Source organism: Mesorhizobium sp. P2_D6, from assembly GCF_056404315.1.
On record NZ_JBFUEG010000009.1, the window covers coordinates 217275 to 236537 of the forward strand.

Below are 19263 nucleotides of genomic sequence, written 5' to 3' on the forward strand. Positions count from 1 at the left end.
TTAACCAATCCCTCCACCGGTCGCACATTGTGCGGCGGTCGATACGAAAAAAGAGCCTCCATGGTCTGCGCCACGGTAGAAATGCTCTCCCTCACCTGTGCTTTGCTGCCCGTTTTTGCGATCCAAGTCAAGGAAACGCTGCGTCAGGTCTCTGCAAGCCCGGGCTGATTGCCCGCCGATCGGCTGTTTCAAGCAGTTGACCTTCCGGTGGCTGGAAGGTCTATCCGCCTCAGAGACAGAGGCCTCCGACCACGGATATTTATCGATGAGTATCGGCACCACGACAGAAGAATCCAAGTCGAACCCCTGCTGCGGCTGGCTTATCACGGTTGGATGGGACGGCGAGGACATTGCGCCGTGAGATGGACTGTGAAAGCGGCGCTGCTGTGGCTCGTCTGCGCCCTCACGATGGCCGCCTCTGCCGGCGATGGACCGATCGTGACGGCACGGCAGGCGTCGATGAAGGAGATGGCGGCGGCGGCGAAAACCATCGCCGGCATGTTCGACGGCAGACAAGCCTACGACGCCGCGACGTTCAAGGCGGCGGCGCAAACCCTTCGCGCACGCACCGGCCCTGCCCTGATTGCCGAGTTTCCGAGCGCCTCGCTGGGGCCACCTTCGCAGGCCAGGCTGGAGATCGATCCGGCGCGTGCGGAATTCGAGGCGTTGGCAAATCACATCGGGACGCTGGCCGACGCGCTGGCCGCCAAGGCCGAGCACGCGCCCGACCGCATTACCGACGACATGCGCATGGGGGCCGGTCTGGCAATGGGCGGCGGCAGCCTGCTCGGCAAACGCGCGATCCCGGCGGAAGCCGATCCGGCCAAACTACCGGCGGAACATATCCTGCACCTCATCCTGCAGGATTGCTCGAACTGTCATTCGAAGTTCCGGCAGAGGACCGAGTGAGGCTGCCGATCACGCCAGCCAGGCCTTGATCGCCGGGCGGGCGAGAACGGCGCGCATCCGATCCTCGGCGTCCTTGACGGCTGGCGCCATCGGTGCGCGGGTTGGGCCGCAATCGACACCGATGACCCGGAAGGCCGCTTTCATACCCGGCAGCACGCCGGTTTCGAGCAGTGCTTCGACGAAATCCTGCGACACCATCTGCAATTCCTTCGCCCGGGCCAGGTCGCCGGCGCGGACCGCCTGGTCGACCGCCACGTAGAGCCGCCCGAGCAGATTGTAGGTCGTGCCGATGCCGCCTTCCGTGCCGAGCATTCCGGCGGCGGCATAGATCTCGTCGAAGCCGTAGAAGAACAGCTTTTGCGGCTGCCGCTTGCGCAGCAGCGAATATTTGAACAGGTCGGTGGAGGTGTATTTGATGCCGATGACATTGCCGAGATCGAGCAGCCTGACCAGCAGCGCCAGCGGTAAGGGACGGCCGGTGCGCAACGGGATTTCGTAGACCATCAGCGGCAGGTCGGTCGCCGCCGCCAGCGCCTCGTAGTAGCCGAAAACCTCCTCGTCGGAGAACGGATAGGAATGCGGCGGCAGTGCCGACAGCGCGTGATAACCAAGCTTTTTCGCGTGCCGCGCCAGGCGGATGGAATCACGCAGGTTCGGCATGCCGACATGGGCGATCAGATTGACGCCCGACCCCGTCGCACCGGCGAACACCACCTCCTGCTGAGCCAGCAATTCGTCCACCGTCAGCAGACCAGACTCGCCGCTGCTGCCGCCGACATAGAGACCGGCAAGGCCTTGGCGCAGCACGTAATCGTTGATGTTGCGCTGGCGCTGCGGGTCGAACTCGCCGGCGTCGCTGAGGCCGGTCATCAAGGCGGCATACATGCCCGCCAATTCTCTGGTCATTGCTAAGTCCTCGGTGCTGTCGGGATTGTCTCGGGGAAATCGGCGCCTGAGCCACTGATTCCGGTTCCGGCTCTATGGCGTTGTTTCGGCATGATCTTTTTCGACAGCCGGTTTTTGCTCAGGCGCATTGACTACGCCTCGCCGGCATGGTGGCAGGCGACGAGGTGCCGGCCCGACGCGGACGATCCGAAATCGCGCGATTGCGGATCCAGCTTGCCGCAGATGTCGGTCGCCTTCGGGCAGCGCGGATGGAAGTGGCAGCCGGACGGCGGCTTCGACGGATCGGGCACGCCGCCGCCAAGCACGATGCGTCGGCGCGTGCCGCCGGCCTTCGGATCCGGCACCGGGATCGCCGACAGCAGCGCGCGCGTATAGGGGTGCAGCGGGCTGCCGAACACCGAAGCCGTCGTGCCGATCTCGACAATGCGGCCGAGATACATCACCGCGACACGGTCGCTGAGATAGCGGATCATCGACAGATCGTGGCCGACGAACAGATAGGTCAGCCCAAGCCGTGCCTTCAGGTCGTCGAGCAGGTTGACGATCTGCGCCTGGATCGAGACATCGAGCGCCGAGATCGGCTCGTCGGCAATGATGAATTTCGGATTGGCGGCCAGCGCGCGAGCAATGCCGACGCGCTGGCGCTGGCCGCCGGAGAGCTCGAAGGGGTAGCGGTTGCGCAGCGCTTCCCTCAAGCCGACCAGCGCCAGCAACTCTGTGACCCTGATATCGCGCGTGGCGCGGGTTCCGATCTTCTGCGCACGCAGCCCCTCACCGATGATGCGGCCGACGGTCATGCGCGGATTGAGCGAGCCGAACGGGTTCTGGAACACCATCTGCATGTCGCGGCGGCGCTGCTTCAGCTCTTCGCCGGTCGCACCGGCATAATCCCTGCCCTCGAACACGATGCGGCCGGCGCTCGGCCGCTCGAGACCGAGCACGGCGCGGCCGGTGGTCGACTTGCCGCAGCCGCTTTCGCCGACCAGCGCAAGCGTTTCGCCGCGCAACACCTCGAAGCTGACGCCGTCGACGGCATGCACCGCACCGACCTGCCGCCGCAGCACGCCGCGCCGGATCGGAAAATGCACTTTGAGATCGGTGACGGTGAGCAGCGCCTCCTGCCCAGCCGCAGCAGGCGGCTTCACAGCTGATGCGGCGGCGGGCGATCGTGGCAGATGATCGACCTCGCGCCAACGCCAGCAGGCCGTGATGTGGCCGGCGTCGACCGCTTCCAGCGGCGGCTTTTGTTCGCGGCAGCGTGCCTCGGCATAGTCGCAGCGCGGCGCGAAGGCGCAGAAGGTCGGCGGCAAAGTCACATTGGGCGGCGCGCCCTTGATCGGCACCAGCCTGGTGTTGTCGGCCGTCAGCGACGGGATCGAGTTCAACAGGCCGATCGTGTAGGGGTGCGTCGTTGCCAAGAAGAGTTCATCGACCGGCGCGCATTCGACGATCGAGCCGGCATACATCACCGCGACGCGGTCAACGAAGCCGGCGACCAGGCTGAGATCGTGGCTGATCCAGATGATCGCCATGCCGAGCTGCTTTTGCAGGCGCACCACCAGTTCGACGATCTGCGCCTGGATGGTGACGTCGAGCGCCGTCGTCGGCTCGTCGGCGATCAGGATCGACGGCTTGCAGACCAGCGCCATGGCGATGCCGATGCGCTGCAGCTGGCCGCCGGAGAACTGATGCGGAAAGGCGCGCATGCGCTGCGGTCCGTTGGCGATGCCGACGAGATCCAGCATATCGAGCGCCTGGCGCTCGGCCTCGGCCTCGCTCAAGCCCTGGTGCTCGCGCAGCGCCTCGGTCAGCTGCAGGCCGATGGTCAGCACCGGGTTCAGCGACGACATCGGGTCCTGGAAGATCATGGCGATGTCGCGGCCGCGGATCTGGCGCAACTCACTGTCGGGCATGGCCAGCAGATCGCGGCCGCGAAAGAGTGCGCGGCCTGACGTCACGCGGCCCGGCGGCTTGCGGATCAGGCCCATCAATGTCTGCACCGTGACGGACTTGCCCGAGCCGCTCTCGCCGACAATGGCCAGCGACTCGCCTTCGGCAAGCTCGAAGGAGACATCGTTGACGGCATAGACGGCGCTGCCTTGCGGACCGAACTGAACGCTCAGCCCTTGCACGGAAAGCACCGACTGCTGTCCGATCCTCTCTGCCGTCCTTTTAACGGCGAGTGCGTCGGCGTCCGTCATTTGCCGCCCCCGCCCATAATGTGCTGCGGGTCGAGCGCATCGCGCAGGCCGTCGCCGACGAAGTTGATGCTGAGCACGGCCATCGCGATCATGGCGCCGGGCGAGATCCACATCCAGGGCTGGCTTTCCAGGATCGACAGCGTGCGCGCATCGCGCAACATGTTGCCCCAGCTTGCCGCAGGCGCCTGTGCGCCGAGACCGAGGAAAGACAGAGACGCCTCGAGCAGGATGACGGTCGCGACATCGAGCGTGATCGCTACCAGGATCGGGCTCAGCACATTGGGCAATATGTGTTCGAGGATGATGACCGATGGCGAGGTGCCGAGCGAGCGCGCGGCGAGGATGAATTCCTGGTTGCGCAGCGCCAGGATCTCGCCACGCGTTAGCCTCGCGATCGAGGGCCAGCTGAGCAGCCCGATCACCACCATGGTGTTGAAGATGCTGGGGCCGACGACGGCGACGAAGGCGATGATGATGACCAGGCGCGGAAACGTCAGCACCATGTCGATCAGGCCCATCAGCAAGAGGTCGACCTTGCCGGCGAAATAACCGGCGACGCAGCCGATGAAGATGCCGATCGCCGCCGAGATTGCCACGGCGACGAAGCCGACCGTCAGCGAAATGCGGCCGCCATAGAGGATGCGGGCAAAGATATCCCTGCCGGTGCCGTCGGTGCCCAACCAATGCATGCCACTAGGCGGCTGGTTGCGGCCCCTGAGGTCGATGTCGTTCGGGCCGTAATGCGCGATCAGCGGCGCCAGCACGCAAGCGACCACGATGATGGCGAGCATGATCAGGCCGAGCGTCGCCAGCCGGTGCTGCAGGAAGCGGCGCGCCGCCTCGCCCCACAGGCCACGCGAGGCGCGCGCAGTGACCGCGATGTCGGCGGCGGTGGCGTCAGTCATAGCTCACCCTGGGGTCGAGCACGCTGTAGGCCAGGTCGGTCGCAAGGTTGGCCAGCATGACGATGATGGCGGTGATCAGCACGTAGCCCATGATGACGGGACTATCCCGGTTGACCACGGAATCGATGAACATCAGGCCGATGCCCGGCCACTGGAAAATCGTCTCGATCACCACCGAGCCGCCGAACAGGGTGGGCAAAGCGAGACCGAAGACGGTGACCAGCGGGATCAGCGCATTGCGCAGGCCGTGGCGCAGCGTGATCGTGCTCGTGCGCAGGCCCTTGGCCTTGGCGGTGCGCATATAGCTCTGGTTCAGCACTTCGAGCATGCCGGCGCGGGCATAGCGCATGAAGATGGCGGCGCGGAACAAAGCGAGCGCCGCCGCCGGAAGGATCAGGTGCTTGAGATTGTCAATGAGCGAGAAGCTGTCGCCGGCGGTCGAGATGCCGGACGACGGCAGCCAGCGCAGCTCCAGCGCAAAGACATAGACCAGCAGCAGACCCATGAAGAAGTCCGGGATGGAGACGCCGACAAAGCCGGCAAGCGTCAGCGAATAGTCCGTGAGCTTGTATTGCCGCAGTGCCGAGATCACGCCGAGCGTGGTCCCGAGGAGGGAGGCTATCAGCAGCGCCACGCCCATCAGCTCCAGCGTCATCGGCAAGCGCTCGCCTATGATCTCGCCGACGCTGCGGCCATTGACGAAGGAGCGGCCGAGATTGCCGTGCAGGATCTGGCCGATCCAGTTGAGGTACTGGATGTAAACCGGCTGGTCGAGACCGAGCTCGCCGCGCCGCATGGCGATCAGCTCTTCGCTTGAGGGCGCTTCCGCCGTGATCATCGCCAGCACAGCATCGCCCGGCATGGCATGGGCGATGGAAAAGACGATCACGGTGACGCCGAACAGCACCGGAATGCTGAACAGCAATTTTCGCAGGAGATAGCTGAGCACCGGCCTCTCCTATGGTTGAAGGCGGTTCTGAGACATCGGATCGTGAGGCTCCGGCAGAGCCTCACGATCGGCAAGGGTATCGGCAGTGGCTATTTCGCCACTTCCCACTTCTCGACTTCGTTGTAGACCGGGTGATTGAAGATCACGAGCGGCTGCTCCTTGAAGTGCTGGGCAAGGCCGACGATGCGGTTGTTGAAGGCGAGCGGCCGCACCTCGTTCCACAGCCAGGCCTTGGGCATCTCCTGGTTGAGGATGCGCGAGGCCTCCTGGTAGCTTGCGGCGCGCACCGCGCGGTCGTTCGATTCCAGCCCCTTGTTGAACAGTTCGTCGACCTTGGGGTTGCAATAGCCCATGGCAAGCGGCTTGGCGCCGCAGACGACCAGCGGCGAGCCGAGCGAGGGATCGAGCCCCATGCCTTGCGCGAAGAAGCCCATCTGGAAGCTGCCATCGGCATAGACCTGGTTGATCGCCGCCGGATCGAGCAGGCGCGGCTGGATGTTGACGCCAACGGCGGCCAGATAACTCTGGATGGCGGTGACGGTGTCGACGTTCATCTGGTCGGAATAGTAGTAGATGAAATCGACCGGCTGGCTGGCGTCCCAGCCGGCATCAGTCAGCAGCTGCTTGGCCTTGTCGGGATTGTAGTCGTAGGCTTCGAGGTCCTTGGCGCGCGCCCAATCCTGCGGGAACAGCGTATTCAACAGCTCTCCGGCGCCCTGCTTGACCGTCTCGATGATGGCCTTGCGGTCGATGGCATAGAGCATCGCCTGACGCACGCGCACATCGGCGAAACGCTTGTTCTCCAGGTTGAACTGCAGGTAGGTCGGCAGGCCGGCGGAGAATTTCGGCAGCACCGTCAGATAGTCGAGCTTCTGCAGGCGGGCGAGTTCGGAGACCGGCACACCGCCGCCCTCATAGGACATGGCGTCGACCTCCTGCGTCTCCAGTGCCGCGATGATCGGCGGCACGTCCTTGTAGATCTGGTAGATGATGCGGTCGAGCTTCGGCGCGCCGAGGAAATAGTCGGGGTTGCGGTCGACCTCGACATACTGGTCGCTCTCGTATTTCTTCCAGATGAACGGGCCGGTGCCGACGCGGTTGACCCAGAAGGCGTTACCCTTGATGTCGCCGGGTGCGACCTTGCCCAGAATGTGTTCGGGAAAGATGCTGATGGCGATAAGCTGCAGCTCGACCCAGAGCGGCTTGGCGCTGTCGAGCTCGACCTGGACGGTCATGTCATCGAGTGCTTTCACTCCGGCAAGCGAGGAGGCCGAGCCATCCTGGAAAGCCTTGTATCCGGCGACCGCGCCAAGCTTCTGCGCCCAGGGCGAGCCGACCTTGGGGTTGGCGTAGAGGTTGAGGCTGAACACCACGTCCTTGGCGGTAAAGGGCGCACCGTCATGCCATTTGACGCCATGGCGCAAGCTGAAGATGTAGGTCTTGCCGCCATCGGGCGTCTTCCAGCTCTCGGCCAGCATCGGCTGTACGCCGTCGCCCGTCCATTTGATGTGAACAAGGCCTTGCAGCACAGTCTCATCGAGCCGGTGGCCGCAGGTGGTGTGCAGCGTGCCCATCTCGATGCAGCCGGTGCGCATCGCCGAGCGGAACGTGCCGCCATCCGCGGCCTTCGCGGCGCCGGCCGCAAACGTCAGCGCCAGTGCCGACAGAAAGCTCATCAACAGTCTTCTCATGGAATTTTCCTCCCGTTGCTTTCGCCGGCTGAAATCGAGGCCATGCCCCTGCTCCCAGGCCGATTCGCGCCAGGTCGTCGCCTGTCACGCGACCGCCGCGCCGATCGGCAAAACGGCGATCTCCATCCCTTCGGTTGCGCAAGATCCTCGCTTGCGGCGACTGGTCTAATAGCTTAAAAGGTAGACCATGCACAATATGCCGGTTCGAAAAAAATTGTCCGATGAAGTTCGCCTTCGCCTGGAGGCGATGATCCGCGACGAGGTCTACCCGGTCGGCGCTTCGCTGCCGTCCGAGCGCGACTTGATGTCGATGTTCGACGTCGGCCGCCCGTCGGTGCGCGAGGCGCTGTTTGCGCTGGAGAAGATGGGGCTGGTGCGCATCAACAGCGGCGAGCGCCCGAAGGTGACGCGGCCGACGCCGAAGAACATGCTGGAGCAGTTAACGGGTACGGCGCATCTTTTGATGGACCAGCCCGACGGCATCGGCCATTTCGAGCAGCTGCGGCTGTTTCTCGAGGTCTCGATCGCTCGCCATGCCGCCGAGGTGGCGACCCGCGAACAGATCGACGCGCTGGCCGCCGCGCTGGCCGAAAACGAGCGTGCCATTCCCCGGGCGCGGGCTTTCGCCGTCACCGATGTCGCGTTTCACCGCGTCCTGACCGTCATCCCAGGCAATCCGATCTTCCTCGCCGCGCATGAGGCGCTGGTCGAATGGCTGATCAATCAGCGCATCCACATGGCCAACACCGAAATCGAGAATCGCAAGAGTTTCGCCGGCCACCAGGCGGTGTTCGAGGCGATCGAGCGCCACGAGCCGGAAACAGCCGGCCAAGCGATGCGCGCGCATCTGGAAAACGCGCGGCGCAAGTTCAATTCGGGCAAACAGGATTAGCCGGCAGACATTCGGCGGGCGAGGTTGACAGTCTGCAGGCCAATGAAAAGCCCGCCGTTCAAGACCGGCGGGCTTTTCATTGGATGCCAGTCAGTTGTCGATTCAAGACAGCCGAATTCAGGCTATCAGCAGCTGGTGGCGCTCAGGCAGCCTTCGACGGGACCGCAGCGACCACCGATGAGAGCTTTCCGGCCTTGGCCAAACTCGGCTTTTCGTAGGCTTTCTTCACAGATTCTCTCCTCAAATAATTGTGGATGTTCACGCTGCCGAGCCCATTTTGTCAAATATGGAAATCGCCGCGCGGCTTTTGCCTGGCCGCCGATTTGCGCTACGATCGGCGCCAGACGGGACGGATCGCGTGGCCGACAGGGAAGAAACCTTCCAGCAGGTGCTGAGCCTCGGGCCTAGTTGCCGGGCCAAGGCAAACATCCAGCGCGTGTTCGGCAGGCGCACCGCGCGCCGCTATGTCTTCGACTGGCAGACAACCTCTCCAGCCGGCCTGCTCGACTATTTCCGCAACGATTTCACCGGCGCTTTCGAGCGGGCCGATCTCACCGTTGCGGCAGGCGTGGTGTGCAATCGCAAATACGACACCAGGCATCCTCACGAATTCCCCAAAGGGATCACGGAAGAAAGGCTCGATGCGCTCTATCCAGCCGCCCGCGCCCTGCATGAGGGCTGGTGCGCGGCCCTGCGCAAAGCGATCGACAACAGGTACTCGGCGCTGTTTGTCCTTAGCGAGCCGTTGCCGGAACAAGACCGGCACGTGCTCGCCGACCTCATAGCCGACCGCTGCAAGCAAAAACGCTACCTGATTCTCGATGCGCCGGCTGGGGACTATGAACGCGACGACGGCGACGGCTTCTCCTGGATGGGTGACCGCGATTTGTGGCAGCGGCATCTTTCCGGCTTCAGCATCGAGCCGCCCCTGCCCACCAGGATCAGCTATCAGTTGCACCGGTTGCGCAGAAATATGACCTATCTCGTACCGAAGCGGCTGCGGAAGCCAAAACAGGTTACACCGCTAAGCCTCTGAGATGGCCTGCATCGGCGAAGCAGGATGGGGCGGGGCGTTGTCGCGCTCCTGCCCCGCCGGCATGCCGATATTTCGTACGCCTGGTTGGCTTACGCCGGCTCGCGCTTCAGCGCCTGCGCCATGCAGTGGATGCCGCCGCCGGTCTTGGAGATCTCGCTCATGTCGACGGCAGCGACCTCGAAGCCGCGCGCCTTGAGCTGGCCGATCAGCGTCTGGCTCGAGGTCGGCGCGATCACCCTGTCCTTGCCGAGCGACATGAAGTTGCAGCCGAGCGCCATCGTGTCCTGGAACGGCACGTCGATGATCTCGTGGCCCTTGCCCTTCAGCCAGTCGACAATGCCGGGCTCGGTGCAAGCAAGGCACACCGCGGTGAGCTTTTCGGCGATCGGCACCACCATCAGGTCGATATGGACATAATATTCGTCGATGAAGGCGAGGCGCGTCTCCCAACCCTCCTTTTCGAACCAGTCCTGCACCTGGCGGGCGCCTTCTTCCTGCGTGCGGGCGCCACCGCAGCCGATCAGCACCACGCCCTCCTCGATGACGTTGAAGTCGCCGCCCTCGAACGTGCCTGCGGTGACCATGTCGTAGATCGGGATGCCGAGCTTTTCATAGGTGCGGATAGCGGCATAGTTCTCGCCGCGCCGCCACCAGTTGGCCATGGCGGTGATGAAGGCGCCATAAGGTGTCATGACGCTGGAATCACGGGAATAGACCTGCATCGGCAGTTCCGGCGTCGGCTCGTGCCAGTGGATGTTGACGCCGAAATGCTCGTAGGCGGCGACAAGGTCCTTGTGCTGCGCCTGCGCGATCTGGACGTTACAGGGCGCCTCGCGCAGATGTTTGCGCGACAGCGAGCTGGTCGACAGATGGCGCAGGAAATTCGGCGAGCCGAGCAGCACGTCGGTCAAGACATCGGTCTCGTTGGCAAAACCCCAGGCGGTGAGCGGCTTGGTGCCGCCGGCGGGGTTACGGCGCTGCAGCGAGAACGGTTCGGCGACGATGTGGTCATGGACGGTCATGGGGTTCTCCTTTTGGTGATATCCGTGGTCGATCATGCGGTGCCGGCGGACGGAATCCACCAGTCGAGCCCGCGCGCGGTGGTGACATATTCCGGCCAGCGGAAATTGATCGGCGGGTCGTAGTCGCAAAGCGGTGCGATCCAGGTCGAGCCGCCGATGCCGCCGCCGGTGCGGGTGGTAAATTCATCCATCGCCGCATCGCGCGCGGTCTTGTCTTCAAGCAAGCGGAGGGCTGCAAGCGCAACCGTCTTGGCGGCACAAATGACCATCGGATCGATGGTGGCCGATATGCCACCCAGCGCATTCATCGCCCAGGACGGATAGGCGTGGCCGTTCGCCGAGCGCAGCGCCGGGCGGGCGACATAGAAGCGGGCCGTCGGGGCGTGCCACGACATGTCGGTGTAATCGTCGGAGGTGGAGTTGATCTGCGAGGGCGGCAAATCGCGGCGCAGGATGGCCTCGGCCTCTTGCGGCGCGACTAGTCGTTCCATCTCGTCGATGAACGGGTTTTCGGTCGCGGTGCCACCGGCATTGACCTGCACCTCGCGGGCGATCGTCTTCGCCGCCTCATCCCAGCGCGGCGGGCCGACCGTGGACAGCGCTTCATAGGCAATCCCGGCCATGGCGTGATTGGCGAGCCCCGGCCGCGACTTCGACACCCAGTGGCGCTCGTAGCGGCTGCCGCTGATCGTAGCGGCGGCTTGTGCGTTGCGGTCGAGCACGGCGGTAACCTGTTCGGCCATGGCAATGGTCGGCACGCGGATCATGTACTGGATCTCGGAGAGCCCCGCCGGCAGATTGTCGGCCGTCGCCTGTCCTGCGGTGAGGATCGCCTCGCTGATCGACCAGCCGCCTTGGTGCGGCAGCATGGAATCACGCAGCGCCTTGGAGGCCATGTACATCGTCATCAGCGCGTCGTTGGCGCCGGGCGCCCGCACGGCCGAATGCGCCTGCGGGATCGGCGCGCCATCGCCGGCGCGAACCCAGTTTTGCGGTTCGTCGCAGACAAAGCGGTAGACCATCGCATAGGCAGCACCGCAATGCGTGTCCCAGCGCGCCGTGTTGCAGAGTGGCAGCATGTAGAAAGGGTGGAAGGAGATCATGCCGGCAAGGCCGTCATAATAGCCCTCGGCCGCATGGATCGGTTTCGAACCCCTGACCTTCTCGGCTGGCTCGCCGGTGAAGCGCAGCGTGCCCTCGATGCCGTGGCGCTGCATTGCTGCCTTGGTCGCCAGAAGCCCGCCGAGGCTGGCGACGCCAAGTCCGGAATGCGGATCGGTATGGCCGCCGGCCTCGCCGCCAAGACCTGGGCGCGGCCGCTTCACCGTCGCCGCATCCTGGCAATTGCCGGGCACGGCGTCGTATTCAGCGTACATGCCGATGGTCGGCCCCGGGCCATTCGTCCAATGAGCGCAAAAGGCGGTCGGCATGCCGGCCGACCCTTCCTCGACCGAAAAGCCCTCATGCTTCAGCCGCGCCACATACCAGGCCGCCGACTGGTATTCACGCCAGGCAGTCTCGCCGAAATCGAAAATGGTGCGCGTCCACGCCGACAGCGACGGCTGGATGCCATCGAGACAGGCAAGCGCGGTGGCTTGCGCCGAGGTCGTCACCGTTTTCTCCATGCGGCCAAGAAAGCAGTGAAGCGGCTTTGCAAAAAGTGATATGTTTTCCCGGTTCGTGCAAATTCGGTTCACCTGAGGCTTCTTGCGAATACCTTCCACCCAGGCGCTGCGCGCCCTCGACAGTTTTGCCCGCCACGGCAGCGTCTGGCGCGCCGCCGACGAACTGCACCTCACCCGCAGCGCGGTCAGCCATCAGTTGCGGCTGCTCGAACGCGATCTCGGCTTCGACCTGCTCGAGCGCATCGGCAAGGGCGTGGCGCTGACACCGCGCGGCCAGCGCTATGCCGCAGATGTGAGGAAGGCGCTGACCGTGCTTGGCGATGCGGTGACACGCCAGGCCGGTACCGGCGTTGGCGGCTCGTTCGCCGTCTCCTGCACGCCGGGCTTCGCCTCGCTATTTTTATGCACCCATATCGGCGAATTCCGGCAGATGTATCCCGATGTGGCGCTGTCGATCCTGACGCCAAGGCGGCTGGACGATGTCAGCAATCCAGACGCCGACGCCTTCATCGCCTTCGGCGTCGGCAACTGGCCGAACCGGGCCGCCGAACTGTTGTGCGAGATCTCGTTCACACCGCTCTGCAGCCCGACCTTGCTCAACAAGGTCGGCGGCTTTTCCAAGCCGGCCGACGTGTTGCGCGCCAATCTCCTGCATCTCGGCGACACCGAGGACTGGGCGCGCTGGCTGACGTTGACGAAGGTGGAAAACCCCGACACCGAAGGCGGCATCTTCTTTTCCGACATGAACCTGGTCTTTTCCGCGGCGATCGCCGGCCAGGGCATCGCCCTGGGCGACGAATTGACCAGTCGCCGGGCGCTGAGCGAAGGACGGCTGGTGCGCCCCTTCGACATAGCGATCGGCTCGCCTCGCTCGTACTTTTTGGTTTCTGAACATGCCAAGGCAAGTCACCCGGTGCTGGAGGCGTTCAGCGCCTGGCTTAGGTCGAAGCTGTCGGAAGTTAGCTAATCTCCCCACTTGTGGGGGAGATGTCCGGCAGGACAGAGGGGGGCGCGAAGGAACGCCAACTTTCGAAGGTAGCGAAGGATCCTATCAGAAATAGGCGTCGCAAAAAGTTGAGAGGCCGGCGGGACAGCGCCCCCCTCTGCCCTGCCGGGCATCTCCCCCACGAGGGGGGAGATCAGCAGCTTTCGGCGTCTCGCCACCCCCCATCCGTGAATCAAATTTGCCGATCAGGCGAAAACTATTCGGTTGCGGTGAGCCGCCGCCCTGCCCTACGCTCAAGCCACGACCAAGGAAGAGGCAGGATGCAGCAACCCGGCCGGGCCGCAGAGATCAAGGCAATCGGGATCGGCAAGAGCTTCGGCTCGTTCCGTGCACTGGACAATCTGTCGCTCAATATCGGCCGCGGAGAGTTTTTGACCCTGCTCGGTCCCTCCGGCTCCGGCAAGACCACTTTCCTGATGATCCTGGCCGGCTTCGTGCAGCCGACCGAGGGCAAGCTTTTCAGCGACGGCGTCGACATCACCGAGCGGCCGGCCGAGCAGCGCGCCGCCGGCATGGTGTTCCAAGGCTATGCGCTGTTTCCGCATATGTCGGTCGAGGCCAACATCGCCTTCCCGCTCAAGGTGCGCAAGAAATCGGCAGCCGAGATCAAGCGCCGCGTCGCCGAGATGATCGAGCGCGTCGGCCTGAAAGGCCACGAGACCAAACTGCCGGCGCAGCTTTCCGGCGGCCAGCAGCAGCGTGTGGCGCTGGCCCGCGCTTTGGTGTTCGAGCCAGGTGTGCTGCTTCTCGACGAGCCTTTCTCGGCGCTGGATAAGAGCCTGCGCGGCCAGATGCAGGCCGAGATGAAGCGGCTGCATCAGGAGACCGGCACCACCTTCGTCTTCGTCACCCATGATCAGAGCGAAGCACTGGCGCTGTCGTCGCGCGTCGCCATCTTCAACCACGGCAAGTTACTGCAGGTCGGCGCGCCGGACGAGGTCTATGACCGTCCCGCCAACCGCTTCGTCGCCGAGTTCCTGGGCGAGATCAACATGCTGCCGCTGAAGGGCGTGAAGCGCGCCGATGATGGCGCCACCGCACTCTGCGAGGACCGCGCGATCACTCTGCGCGGCAATGCCGAGGCGGTGAACGGCAACGCCATCCTTGCGATCCGCCCCGAGCATATGTCGATCGCGCGCGAAGCCGCCGTCGGCGAGAACGGCATTGCCGCAACCGCCGTCGGCTCGACCTATCTGGGTGCGGCGACCAAGCTCGACCTGACAACGCGCCAAGGCGCCAAGGTCACCGTGTCGGTGCCAAACGAGGTCGCGGCCGCGGCGCTGAGCAAAGGCAATTCCGTCTGGCTGACCTGGCCGGCGGAAAAAGGTTTCCTCCTTCCGGACGGAGGATGACGACCAAACCGGCGAAGTCTTCCAGCAAAGAATCTGGGGCGCGCCACAACCACCGGAACCATCAACGAAAAAAGGGGAACTGACATGACAAACGAAACCAAGAAACAAGCCATGGACGGCCTGTCCGCCAGGGCAGCGCGCGGCGAGATTTCGCGCCGGCAATTCACGCAGCTTGCCGCTCTTATGCTGGCCGGCACGCCGATGCTGTTGCGCTCGACCGGTGCCTTTGCCGCGGCTAAGGAGCTGGTGCTGGTGAACTGGGGCGGCGATGCCATCACGGCTTACGATGCCGCCTATGGCCAGGCCTTCACTAAGGAGACCGGCATCACCGTCAAGATGGACGGCTCGGGCCCGACAGAGGGCGCGATTGCCGCGCAGTTCAAGAGCGGCGCCCCGACCTGGGACCTCGTCGACGTCGACCCGTTCTCGGCCATCACGCTCGGCGCCCAGGGCGCGCTCGAGCCGATCGACTACACCATCGTCGACAAGAAGAAGATGCGTGAGGGCTTCGGCTGGGAATACGCGGCATCGACCTATTTCTTCTCCTATGTCATCGCCTATGATTCCGAGAAATACGGCAAGGACGCGCCGACCGGCATGGCCGATTTCTTCGACGTGAAGAAATTCCCGGGCAAACGCTCGCTCTACAAATGGGGCGTGTCGAGCTGGGAAGCCGCTCTGCTCGCCGACGGCATCGCGCCGGCCTCGCTCTATCCGCTCGATTTGAAGCGCGCGCATGACAAGATCGCCGCCTTCAAGGAAAACGTCGTGGCCTATTGGGGCGGCGGCGCCGAGAGCCAGAGCGTGCTGCTCAACGGCGAAGCCTCGATGGCGATCGTCTGGTCGACACGTGCCTCGCTGATCGAGCAGGACTCGGGCGGCAAGATCAAGTTCATCTGGGACCAGGGCCTGATCTCGCCCGGCGCGCTCGCCGTGCTCAAGGGCAACCCCGGCGGCAAGGACGCGGCGATGAAATTCATCGCCAGCGCCCAGGACCCGCAAAAGCAGCTGGTGATGTTCGACAAGCTCGGACAAGGTCCGGCCAATCCGGCCACCGATGCGCTGATCCCTGCCGACAAGAAGCGTATCAACCCGGTCGATCCCGAAAACATGAAGAAGCAGATCGCGCTCGACATGGACTGGTACGCCAAGAATTACGGGGCAGCACTCGACGAATACACCAAGATCATCTCGGCCTGACCAAGCCGGGTGTGACCCCCAGATGAGAGGCACCCTCTCAGACAGGATGGGCGCGGCGCTGTTGATGGCGCCGCTGCTCCTGTTTCTTGTGCTCGCCTATGCCTGGCCGTTCCTCGGCGTCGTCAAATGGAGCGTTACGCTGCCGACGCCTGGCCTCGGCCAGTATGGCGCGCTCGCCACCGACGCCCTGGTGCAGTCGGTGTTCATCCGCACGCTGCGCATTGCGCTGATCGTCACCGTCGTGTCTGTCGCGGCGGCCTATGCAATCACCATGGTGTGGGTGCGCGGCAGCCCGGCGCAGCGCATAGTCGCTGAATTCTGCATTCTCGTCCCCTTCTGGATCTCGGTGCTGACGCGCGCCTTCGGCTGGGTGGCGCTGCTCTCCAACCGCGGCCTGATCAACACCTGGCTGCAATCGATCGGCTTCATCTCCGAGCCGCTGGCGCTGGTGCGCAACGAATTCGGCGTCATCGTCGGCATGACGCATTTCCTCATTCCTTTCGCGGTGTTTCCGCTGGCGTCGGCCATGCGCAGCCTCGACGAGCGCGTGCTGCTGGCGGCGCGCGGGCTCGGCTCCAGCCGCATGCGCACCTTCTGGACGGTGTTCGTGCCGATGACGCGCTCGGGCATCATCGGTTCAGCGATGATCGTCTTCGTCTTCTCGCTCGGCTTCTTCGTCACGCCGGCGATCCTCGGCGGCGGCCGCAGCGTGATGATCGCCGAACTGATTTATCTCAGGATCTTCCAGAGCCCCGACTGGGGGCTGGGCGCGGCAATCAGCGTCGTGCTGGTGCTGTTCGTCGGCGCGCTGATGGCGCTCTTGTTCCGCTATGTCAGACCGAAGCAGCTGATCTGATGCCGACCTATCGCCCCGGCCCCGTCTCGCTGATCCTCGCCGTGCTGGTGGCGCTGTTCCTGCTGCTGCCGCTGCTGGCGGTCATTCCGGTGTCGCTCACGCCAAGCCGCATGCTGGCGATGCCGACGGGAGAACTCTCGCTGCGCCACTACCGCTCGCTGATCGAGGATCCGCGCTGGCTCGACGCCATCCTGCTGTCGATCCGCATCGGCATCGTCAGCAGCGTCATCTCCACCGTGCTGGCGCTCTGCTTCAGCCTTGGCGTCTGGATGTTCCAGCCGCGCTTTACTGCTGCGCTCGTTGGCTTCGTGCTGTTGCCGATGGTGGTGCCGCCGGTGGTGTCGGCGATCACGCTCTACTTCCTGCTGACCTCGATCTCCGGCATGAGTTCGTTCTTCGGCTACGACACCTGGCTGGGTGTCGCCATGGCGCATTCGGTGATGACGGTGCCCTTCGCCACGGTGCTGATCCTGGTCTCGCTCAGCCAGCTCGACCGCCGCATCGACCTCGCCGCGCGCGGTCTTGGCGCCAGCGTGTGGGAACGCGCGACGCGCATCATCATGCCCAACATCAAGTTCGGCATCGTCACCGCGGCACTGCTGTCCTTCGTGCTGTCCTGGGAAGAGATCGGCGTGACCCTGTTCATCACCTCGGTCAACGCCATAACGCTGCCGCGGCTAATGTGGATGGGCCTGCGCGACAACATCGATCCGGCAATCGCCGCCCTTTCGGTAATCCTGATCATCATCACCGTGTTGGTGCTGGCGTTGCGCAGCGTTGTGGTCAAGGTACGCGGCGGGCACCAAGCCAAGTAGCAACAACAGCTATGTGAACGACGTTACCGACGGAGAGCGCGGGGTACATTACGCAGCGGCATGGGAAACCTGCCGCTGGTGACATTCGCCTTCGTATCGGTGCTCGGGATGGCGGTTCCGGGACCGGACGTTGTGCTCGCCATCACCAACGGGTCCCGCTACGGGGGCTCGACACGCATTTCTCGGCATTGCCGGCGTTGTGCTGTCGGATTTTGTCCTCATCAGCATCGTCGCGCTCGGCTTCGGCGCCCTTCTGCTGGCCTCGGAATTCTATCTCTCGGCACTCAGGATGTTCGGCGCCTTCTATCTGCTCTTCGTCGCCATCGGCACCCTGCGCAACGCATCTCGACCTGCGTTCAATCCGAACCTTCCCGAAACACACCATTCAGCCAAGGCCCTCATTGGGCGCTGCTTTCTGGTGGCGGTCACAAATCCGGCGGCCTGGCTGCTGTTTCCCGCAATCCTACCGCACTTTGTCCGAGCAGATGAGCCGATCGCAATCCAATATGCGATCCTGGCCACTATCGCCGCGCTTGCCGATGTCCTCATGCTGATGCTTTACGCGATGCTTGGCTCGCGGGCGACGAGGCTTTTGGCTGGGCCAAACGCCGTCTGGATCGACCGCCTGTATGGCATCGCCCTGCTTGGTCTTTCGAGCACTTTGATCCTGCAGTCGCTCGGGCATCTCTGAGGCGCGTGCCGGCAAATACCGACGAGCCTGCGCACCGGCGAGCGCCGCCCTTTCGGTGATCCCGATCGTCATCACCGTGCTGGCGGTGCGCAGTGCCGCCAGATGCTATCCCATTGCGTTGCGGATGGTCTTGGACAGGCGGGTAAGAAATGCCGGCCGGGATGAAGCGTCGAGTTTCCACGACAGCACGGCCATGGCCATTTTGGGCGGCAACATGCCTACCGACAGAAACCAGGCGGCAAGGACGGCACGCCGCCGCAAGGATGCAGTCATCTCCAGGCTGGCGACGGCACCCGCCGCCGCCAGCGCCAGCCGCGAATCGTCGGCCACCGGGTGCTGGTGGCTGTCCGCGCAGAGTGAGGCCAGCCGCTCCTCCAGATGGATCGGATCGCGGCGGACGGCATCCGACGGGACAACCGTCAGGCCGGTCCCGGAGACCTGCTCCGACAACGCCTCCAGGCGGCGGAAATCGTGCCTTACGCGCCAACGCGCCCGCTCGGCGAGTTGCTCGCCGAATATCGAATGGTTCGCGCCGTGAATCCGGTAGGCGCCCAGGCATTCGTCGATGGATTGGACGTGTCCGTGGAAGGGTGCCAACGTTGCCAGATAGCCATCGGCGCCCTGGCGGAAATCCGGCTCGGGAATCGGCATGATCGTTTCCAGGGTCTCACGGTCAAAAGCCAGCCCGCTGGTCACGGTCGTCTGATAGCGCCCCTTGTGCAGGAGTTTCGGCTTGACGTCGCCGCTGTCGAAGGGCAGTTCGGGTGGCGGAAAGACGTCCTTGATGCGCTGTTGTTCGTCGACGATATGCAGCCTGGATTGCACTTGGGCGGTTGCCGGATCCCAAGTGTCGACGATTTTGGAGACAGCAGGCGGATAGAGATAGTCGTCGGCGTCGAGGAACAGGACAATCCTGCCCGAGCTTGCGGCAAAACCGGTGTTGAACGCCGCCGCATGTCCGCCGTTTTGCGCTCGCGGGCAGGCGACGATCCTGTCCCCATAGGATTCCATAATGGTCGTGGAATTGTCCTGCGATGCATCGTCGACGACGATGACCTCGACGTCGCCGTAGTCCTGTTCCAGGGCGCTGTCGATGCTGCGGTTGAGGAAGCGCGCGTAATTGTAATTCGGGATGATGATGGATACCGGAGTTCCGTTCGACTGCATCGTATTCGACCTCGCATCTTGCTTCGGTTTCGGCGACAGC

Annotated in this window: 17 protein-coding genes; 9 read left to right on the forward strand and 8 right to left on the reverse strand. The window is 63.9% G+C overall.

Annotation, left to right across the window (positions count from 1 at the left end; all coding sequences use genetic code 11):
• Positions 1–369: 369 nt before the first annotated feature.
• A complete protein-coding gene (locus AC1D1L_RS20830; protein WP_477343331.1) occupies positions 370–909 on the forward strand; it encodes a cytochrome c in 540 nt (179 codons plus the stop codon).
• A gap of 9 nt (positions 910–918) precedes the next feature.
• On the opposite strand, the gene AC1D1L_RS20835 is transcribed toward AC1D1L_RS20830, so the two are convergent.
• From AC1D1L_RS20835 to AC1D1L_RS20855, 5 genes are all read right to left on the reverse strand, one after another.
• Positions 919–1815, reverse strand: a complete 897-nt coding sequence (locus tag AC1D1L_RS20835) for a dihydrodipicolinate synthase family protein (RefSeq protein WP_477343332.1) — start codon at positions 1813–1815, stop codon at positions 919–921.
• Positions 1816–1946: 131 nt separating this feature from the next.
• Positions 1947–4016, reverse strand: coding sequence for an ABC transporter ATP-binding protein (locus AC1D1L_RS20840; RefSeq protein WP_477343334.1), 2070 nt, complete (start codon positions 4014–4016; stop codon positions 1947–1949).
• Entirely contained in the window at positions 4013–4921 is a 909-nt protein-coding gene (gene opp4C / locus AC1D1L_RS20845) for an oligopeptide ABC transporter permease (protein ID WP_477343335.1), read from the reverse strand. The genes AC1D1L_RS20840 and opp4C overlap by 4 nt, the downstream gene beginning before the upstream one ends.
• Positions 4914–5870, reverse strand: a complete 957-nt coding sequence (locus tag AC1D1L_RS20850; RefSeq protein ID WP_477343336.1) for an ABC transporter permease — start codon at positions 5868–5870, stop codon at positions 4914–4916. Before AC1D1L_RS20850 ends, opp4C begins: the two co-directional genes overlap by 8 nt.
• 89 nt (positions 5871–5959) lie before the next feature.
• Positions 5960–7561: an ABC transporter substrate-binding protein gene (locus tag AC1D1L_RS20855; RefSeq protein WP_477343337.1), complete on the reverse strand. Its 1602-nt coding sequence runs from the start codon at positions 7559–7561 to the stop codon at positions 5960–5962.
• A gap of 196 nt (positions 7562–7757) precedes the next feature.
• On the opposite strand from AC1D1L_RS20855, the gene nanR reads away from it, so the two are divergent.
• Both nanR and AC1D1L_RS20865 read left to right on the forward strand, forming a co-directional pair.
• Positions 7758–8453: a transcriptional regulator NanR gene (nanR, locus tag AC1D1L_RS20860; RefSeq protein WP_477343383.1), complete on the forward strand. Its 696-nt coding sequence runs from the start codon at positions 7758–7760 to the stop codon at positions 8451–8453.
• Positions 8454–8811: 358 nt separating this feature from the next.
• Complete coding sequence (locus AC1D1L_RS20865) at positions 8812–9489, forward strand: hypothetical protein (protein WP_477343338.1); 678 nt, start codon at positions 8812–8814, stop codon at positions 9487–9489.
• An 89-nt stretch (positions 9490–9578) separates the two neighbouring features.
• On the opposite strand, the gene AC1D1L_RS20870 is transcribed toward AC1D1L_RS20865, so the two are convergent.
• The gene (locus AC1D1L_RS20870; protein ID WP_477343339.1) at positions 9579–10511 is read right to left on the reverse strand and encodes a dimethylarginine dimethylaminohydrolase family protein; all 933 of its coding nucleotides are present in this window, start codon (positions 10509–10511) and stop codon (positions 9579–9581) included.
• A gap of 32 nt (positions 10512–10543) precedes the next feature.
• The gene (locus AC1D1L_RS20875; RefSeq protein WP_477343341.1) at positions 10544–12136 is read right to left on the reverse strand and encodes a zinc-binding metallopeptidase family protein; all 1593 of its coding nucleotides are present in this window, start codon (positions 12134–12136) and stop codon (positions 10544–10546) included.
• Between the two features lie 82 nt (positions 12137–12218).
• Between AC1D1L_RS20875 and AC1D1L_RS20880 the strand changes: the two genes are divergently transcribed.
• The 6 genes from AC1D1L_RS20880 (at position 12219) to AC1D1L_RS20905 (ending at position 18056) form a co-directional block, all read left to right on the forward strand.
• The gene (locus AC1D1L_RS20880; RefSeq protein ID WP_477343342.1) at positions 12219–13103 is read left to right on the forward strand and encodes a LysR substrate-binding domain-containing protein; all 885 of its coding nucleotides are present in this window, start codon (positions 12219–12221) and stop codon (positions 13101–13103) included.
• A gap of 299 nt (positions 13104–13402) precedes the next feature.
• Positions 13403–14494: an ABC transporter ATP-binding protein gene (locus AC1D1L_RS20885; RefSeq protein ID WP_477343344.1), complete on the forward strand. Its 1092-nt coding sequence runs from the start codon at positions 13403–13405 to the stop codon at positions 14492–14494.
• Between the two features lie 84 nt (positions 14495–14578).
• Positions 14579–15694 carry an ABC transporter substrate-binding protein gene (locus AC1D1L_RS20890; RefSeq protein ID WP_477343345.1) on the forward strand — a complete coding sequence of 372 codons (1116 nt, stop codon included), beginning with the start codon at positions 14579–14581 and terminating at the stop codon, positions 15692–15694.
• Between the two features lie 22 nt (positions 15695–15716).
• Complete coding sequence (locus AC1D1L_RS20895) at positions 15717–16550, forward strand: ABC transporter permease (protein ID WP_477343346.1); 834 nt, start codon at positions 15717–15719, stop codon at positions 16548–16550.
• Complete coding sequence (locus AC1D1L_RS20900; RefSeq protein WP_112560884.1) at positions 16550–17365, forward strand: ABC transporter permease; 816 nt, start codon at positions 16550–16552, stop codon at positions 17363–17365. The genes AC1D1L_RS20895 and AC1D1L_RS20900 overlap by 1 nt, the downstream gene beginning before the upstream one ends.
• Before the next feature lie 199 nt (positions 17366–17564).
• The gene (locus AC1D1L_RS20905; RefSeq protein WP_477343384.1) at positions 17565–18056 is read left to right on the forward strand and encodes a LysE family translocator; all 492 of its coding nucleotides are present in this window, start codon (positions 17565–17567) and stop codon (positions 18054–18056) included.
• 105 nt (positions 18057–18161) lie between these two features.
• On the opposite strand, the gene AC1D1L_RS20910 is transcribed toward AC1D1L_RS20905, so the two are convergent.
• Positions 18162–19223: a glycosyltransferase family 2 protein gene (locus tag AC1D1L_RS20910; RefSeq protein WP_436259176.1), complete on the reverse strand. Its 1062-nt coding sequence runs from the start codon at positions 19221–19223 to the stop codon at positions 18162–18164.
• Positions 19224–19263: the final 40 nt, after the last annotated feature.

Coding starts and splice junctions, on each gene's coding strand:
- AC1D1L_RS20835 (WP_477343332.1), bottom strand. CDS start 1,815: ATGACCAGAGAATTGGCGGGCATGTATGCCGCCTTGATGACCGGCCTC.
- AC1D1L_RS20840 (WP_477343334.1), bottom strand. CDS start 4,016: ATGACGGACGCCGACGCACTCGCCGTTAAAAGGACGGCAGAGAGGATC.
- opp4C (WP_477343335.1), bottom strand. CDS start 4,921: ATGACTGACGCCACCGCCGCCGACATCGCGGTCACTGCGCGCGCCTCG.
- AC1D1L_RS20855 (WP_477343337.1), bottom strand. CDS start 7,561: ATGAGAAGACTGTTGATGAGCTTTCTGTCGGCACTGGCGCTGACGTTT.
- nanR (WP_477343383.1), top strand. CDS start 7,758: ATGCCGGTTCGAAAAAAATTGTCCGATGAAGTTCGCCTTCGCCTGGAG.
- AC1D1L_RS20870 (WP_477343339.1), bottom strand. CDS start 10,511: ATGACCGTCCATGACCACATCGTCGCCGAACCGTTCTCGCTGCAGCGC.
- AC1D1L_RS20875 (WP_477343341.1), bottom strand. CDS start 12,136: ATGGAGAAAACGGTGACGACCTCGGCGCAAGCCACCGCGCTTGCCTGT.
- AC1D1L_RS20885 (WP_477343344.1), top strand. CDS start 13,403: ATGCAGCAACCCGGCCGGGCCGCAGAGATCAAGGCAATCGGGATCGGC.
- AC1D1L_RS20890 (WP_477343345.1), top strand. CDS start 14,579: ATGACAAACGAAACCAAGAAACAAGCCATGGACGGCCTGTCCGCCAGG.
- AC1D1L_RS20895 (WP_477343346.1), top strand. CDS start 15,717: ATGAGAGGCACCCTCTCAGACAGGATGGGCGCGGCGCTGTTGATGGCG.
- AC1D1L_RS20900 (WP_112560884.1), top strand. CDS start 16,550: ATGCCGACCTATCGCCCCGGCCCCGTCTCGCTGATCCTCGCCGTGCTG.
- AC1D1L_RS20910 (WP_436259176.1), bottom strand. CDS start 19,223: ATGCAGTCGAACGGAACTCCGGTATCCATCATCATCCCGAATTACAAT.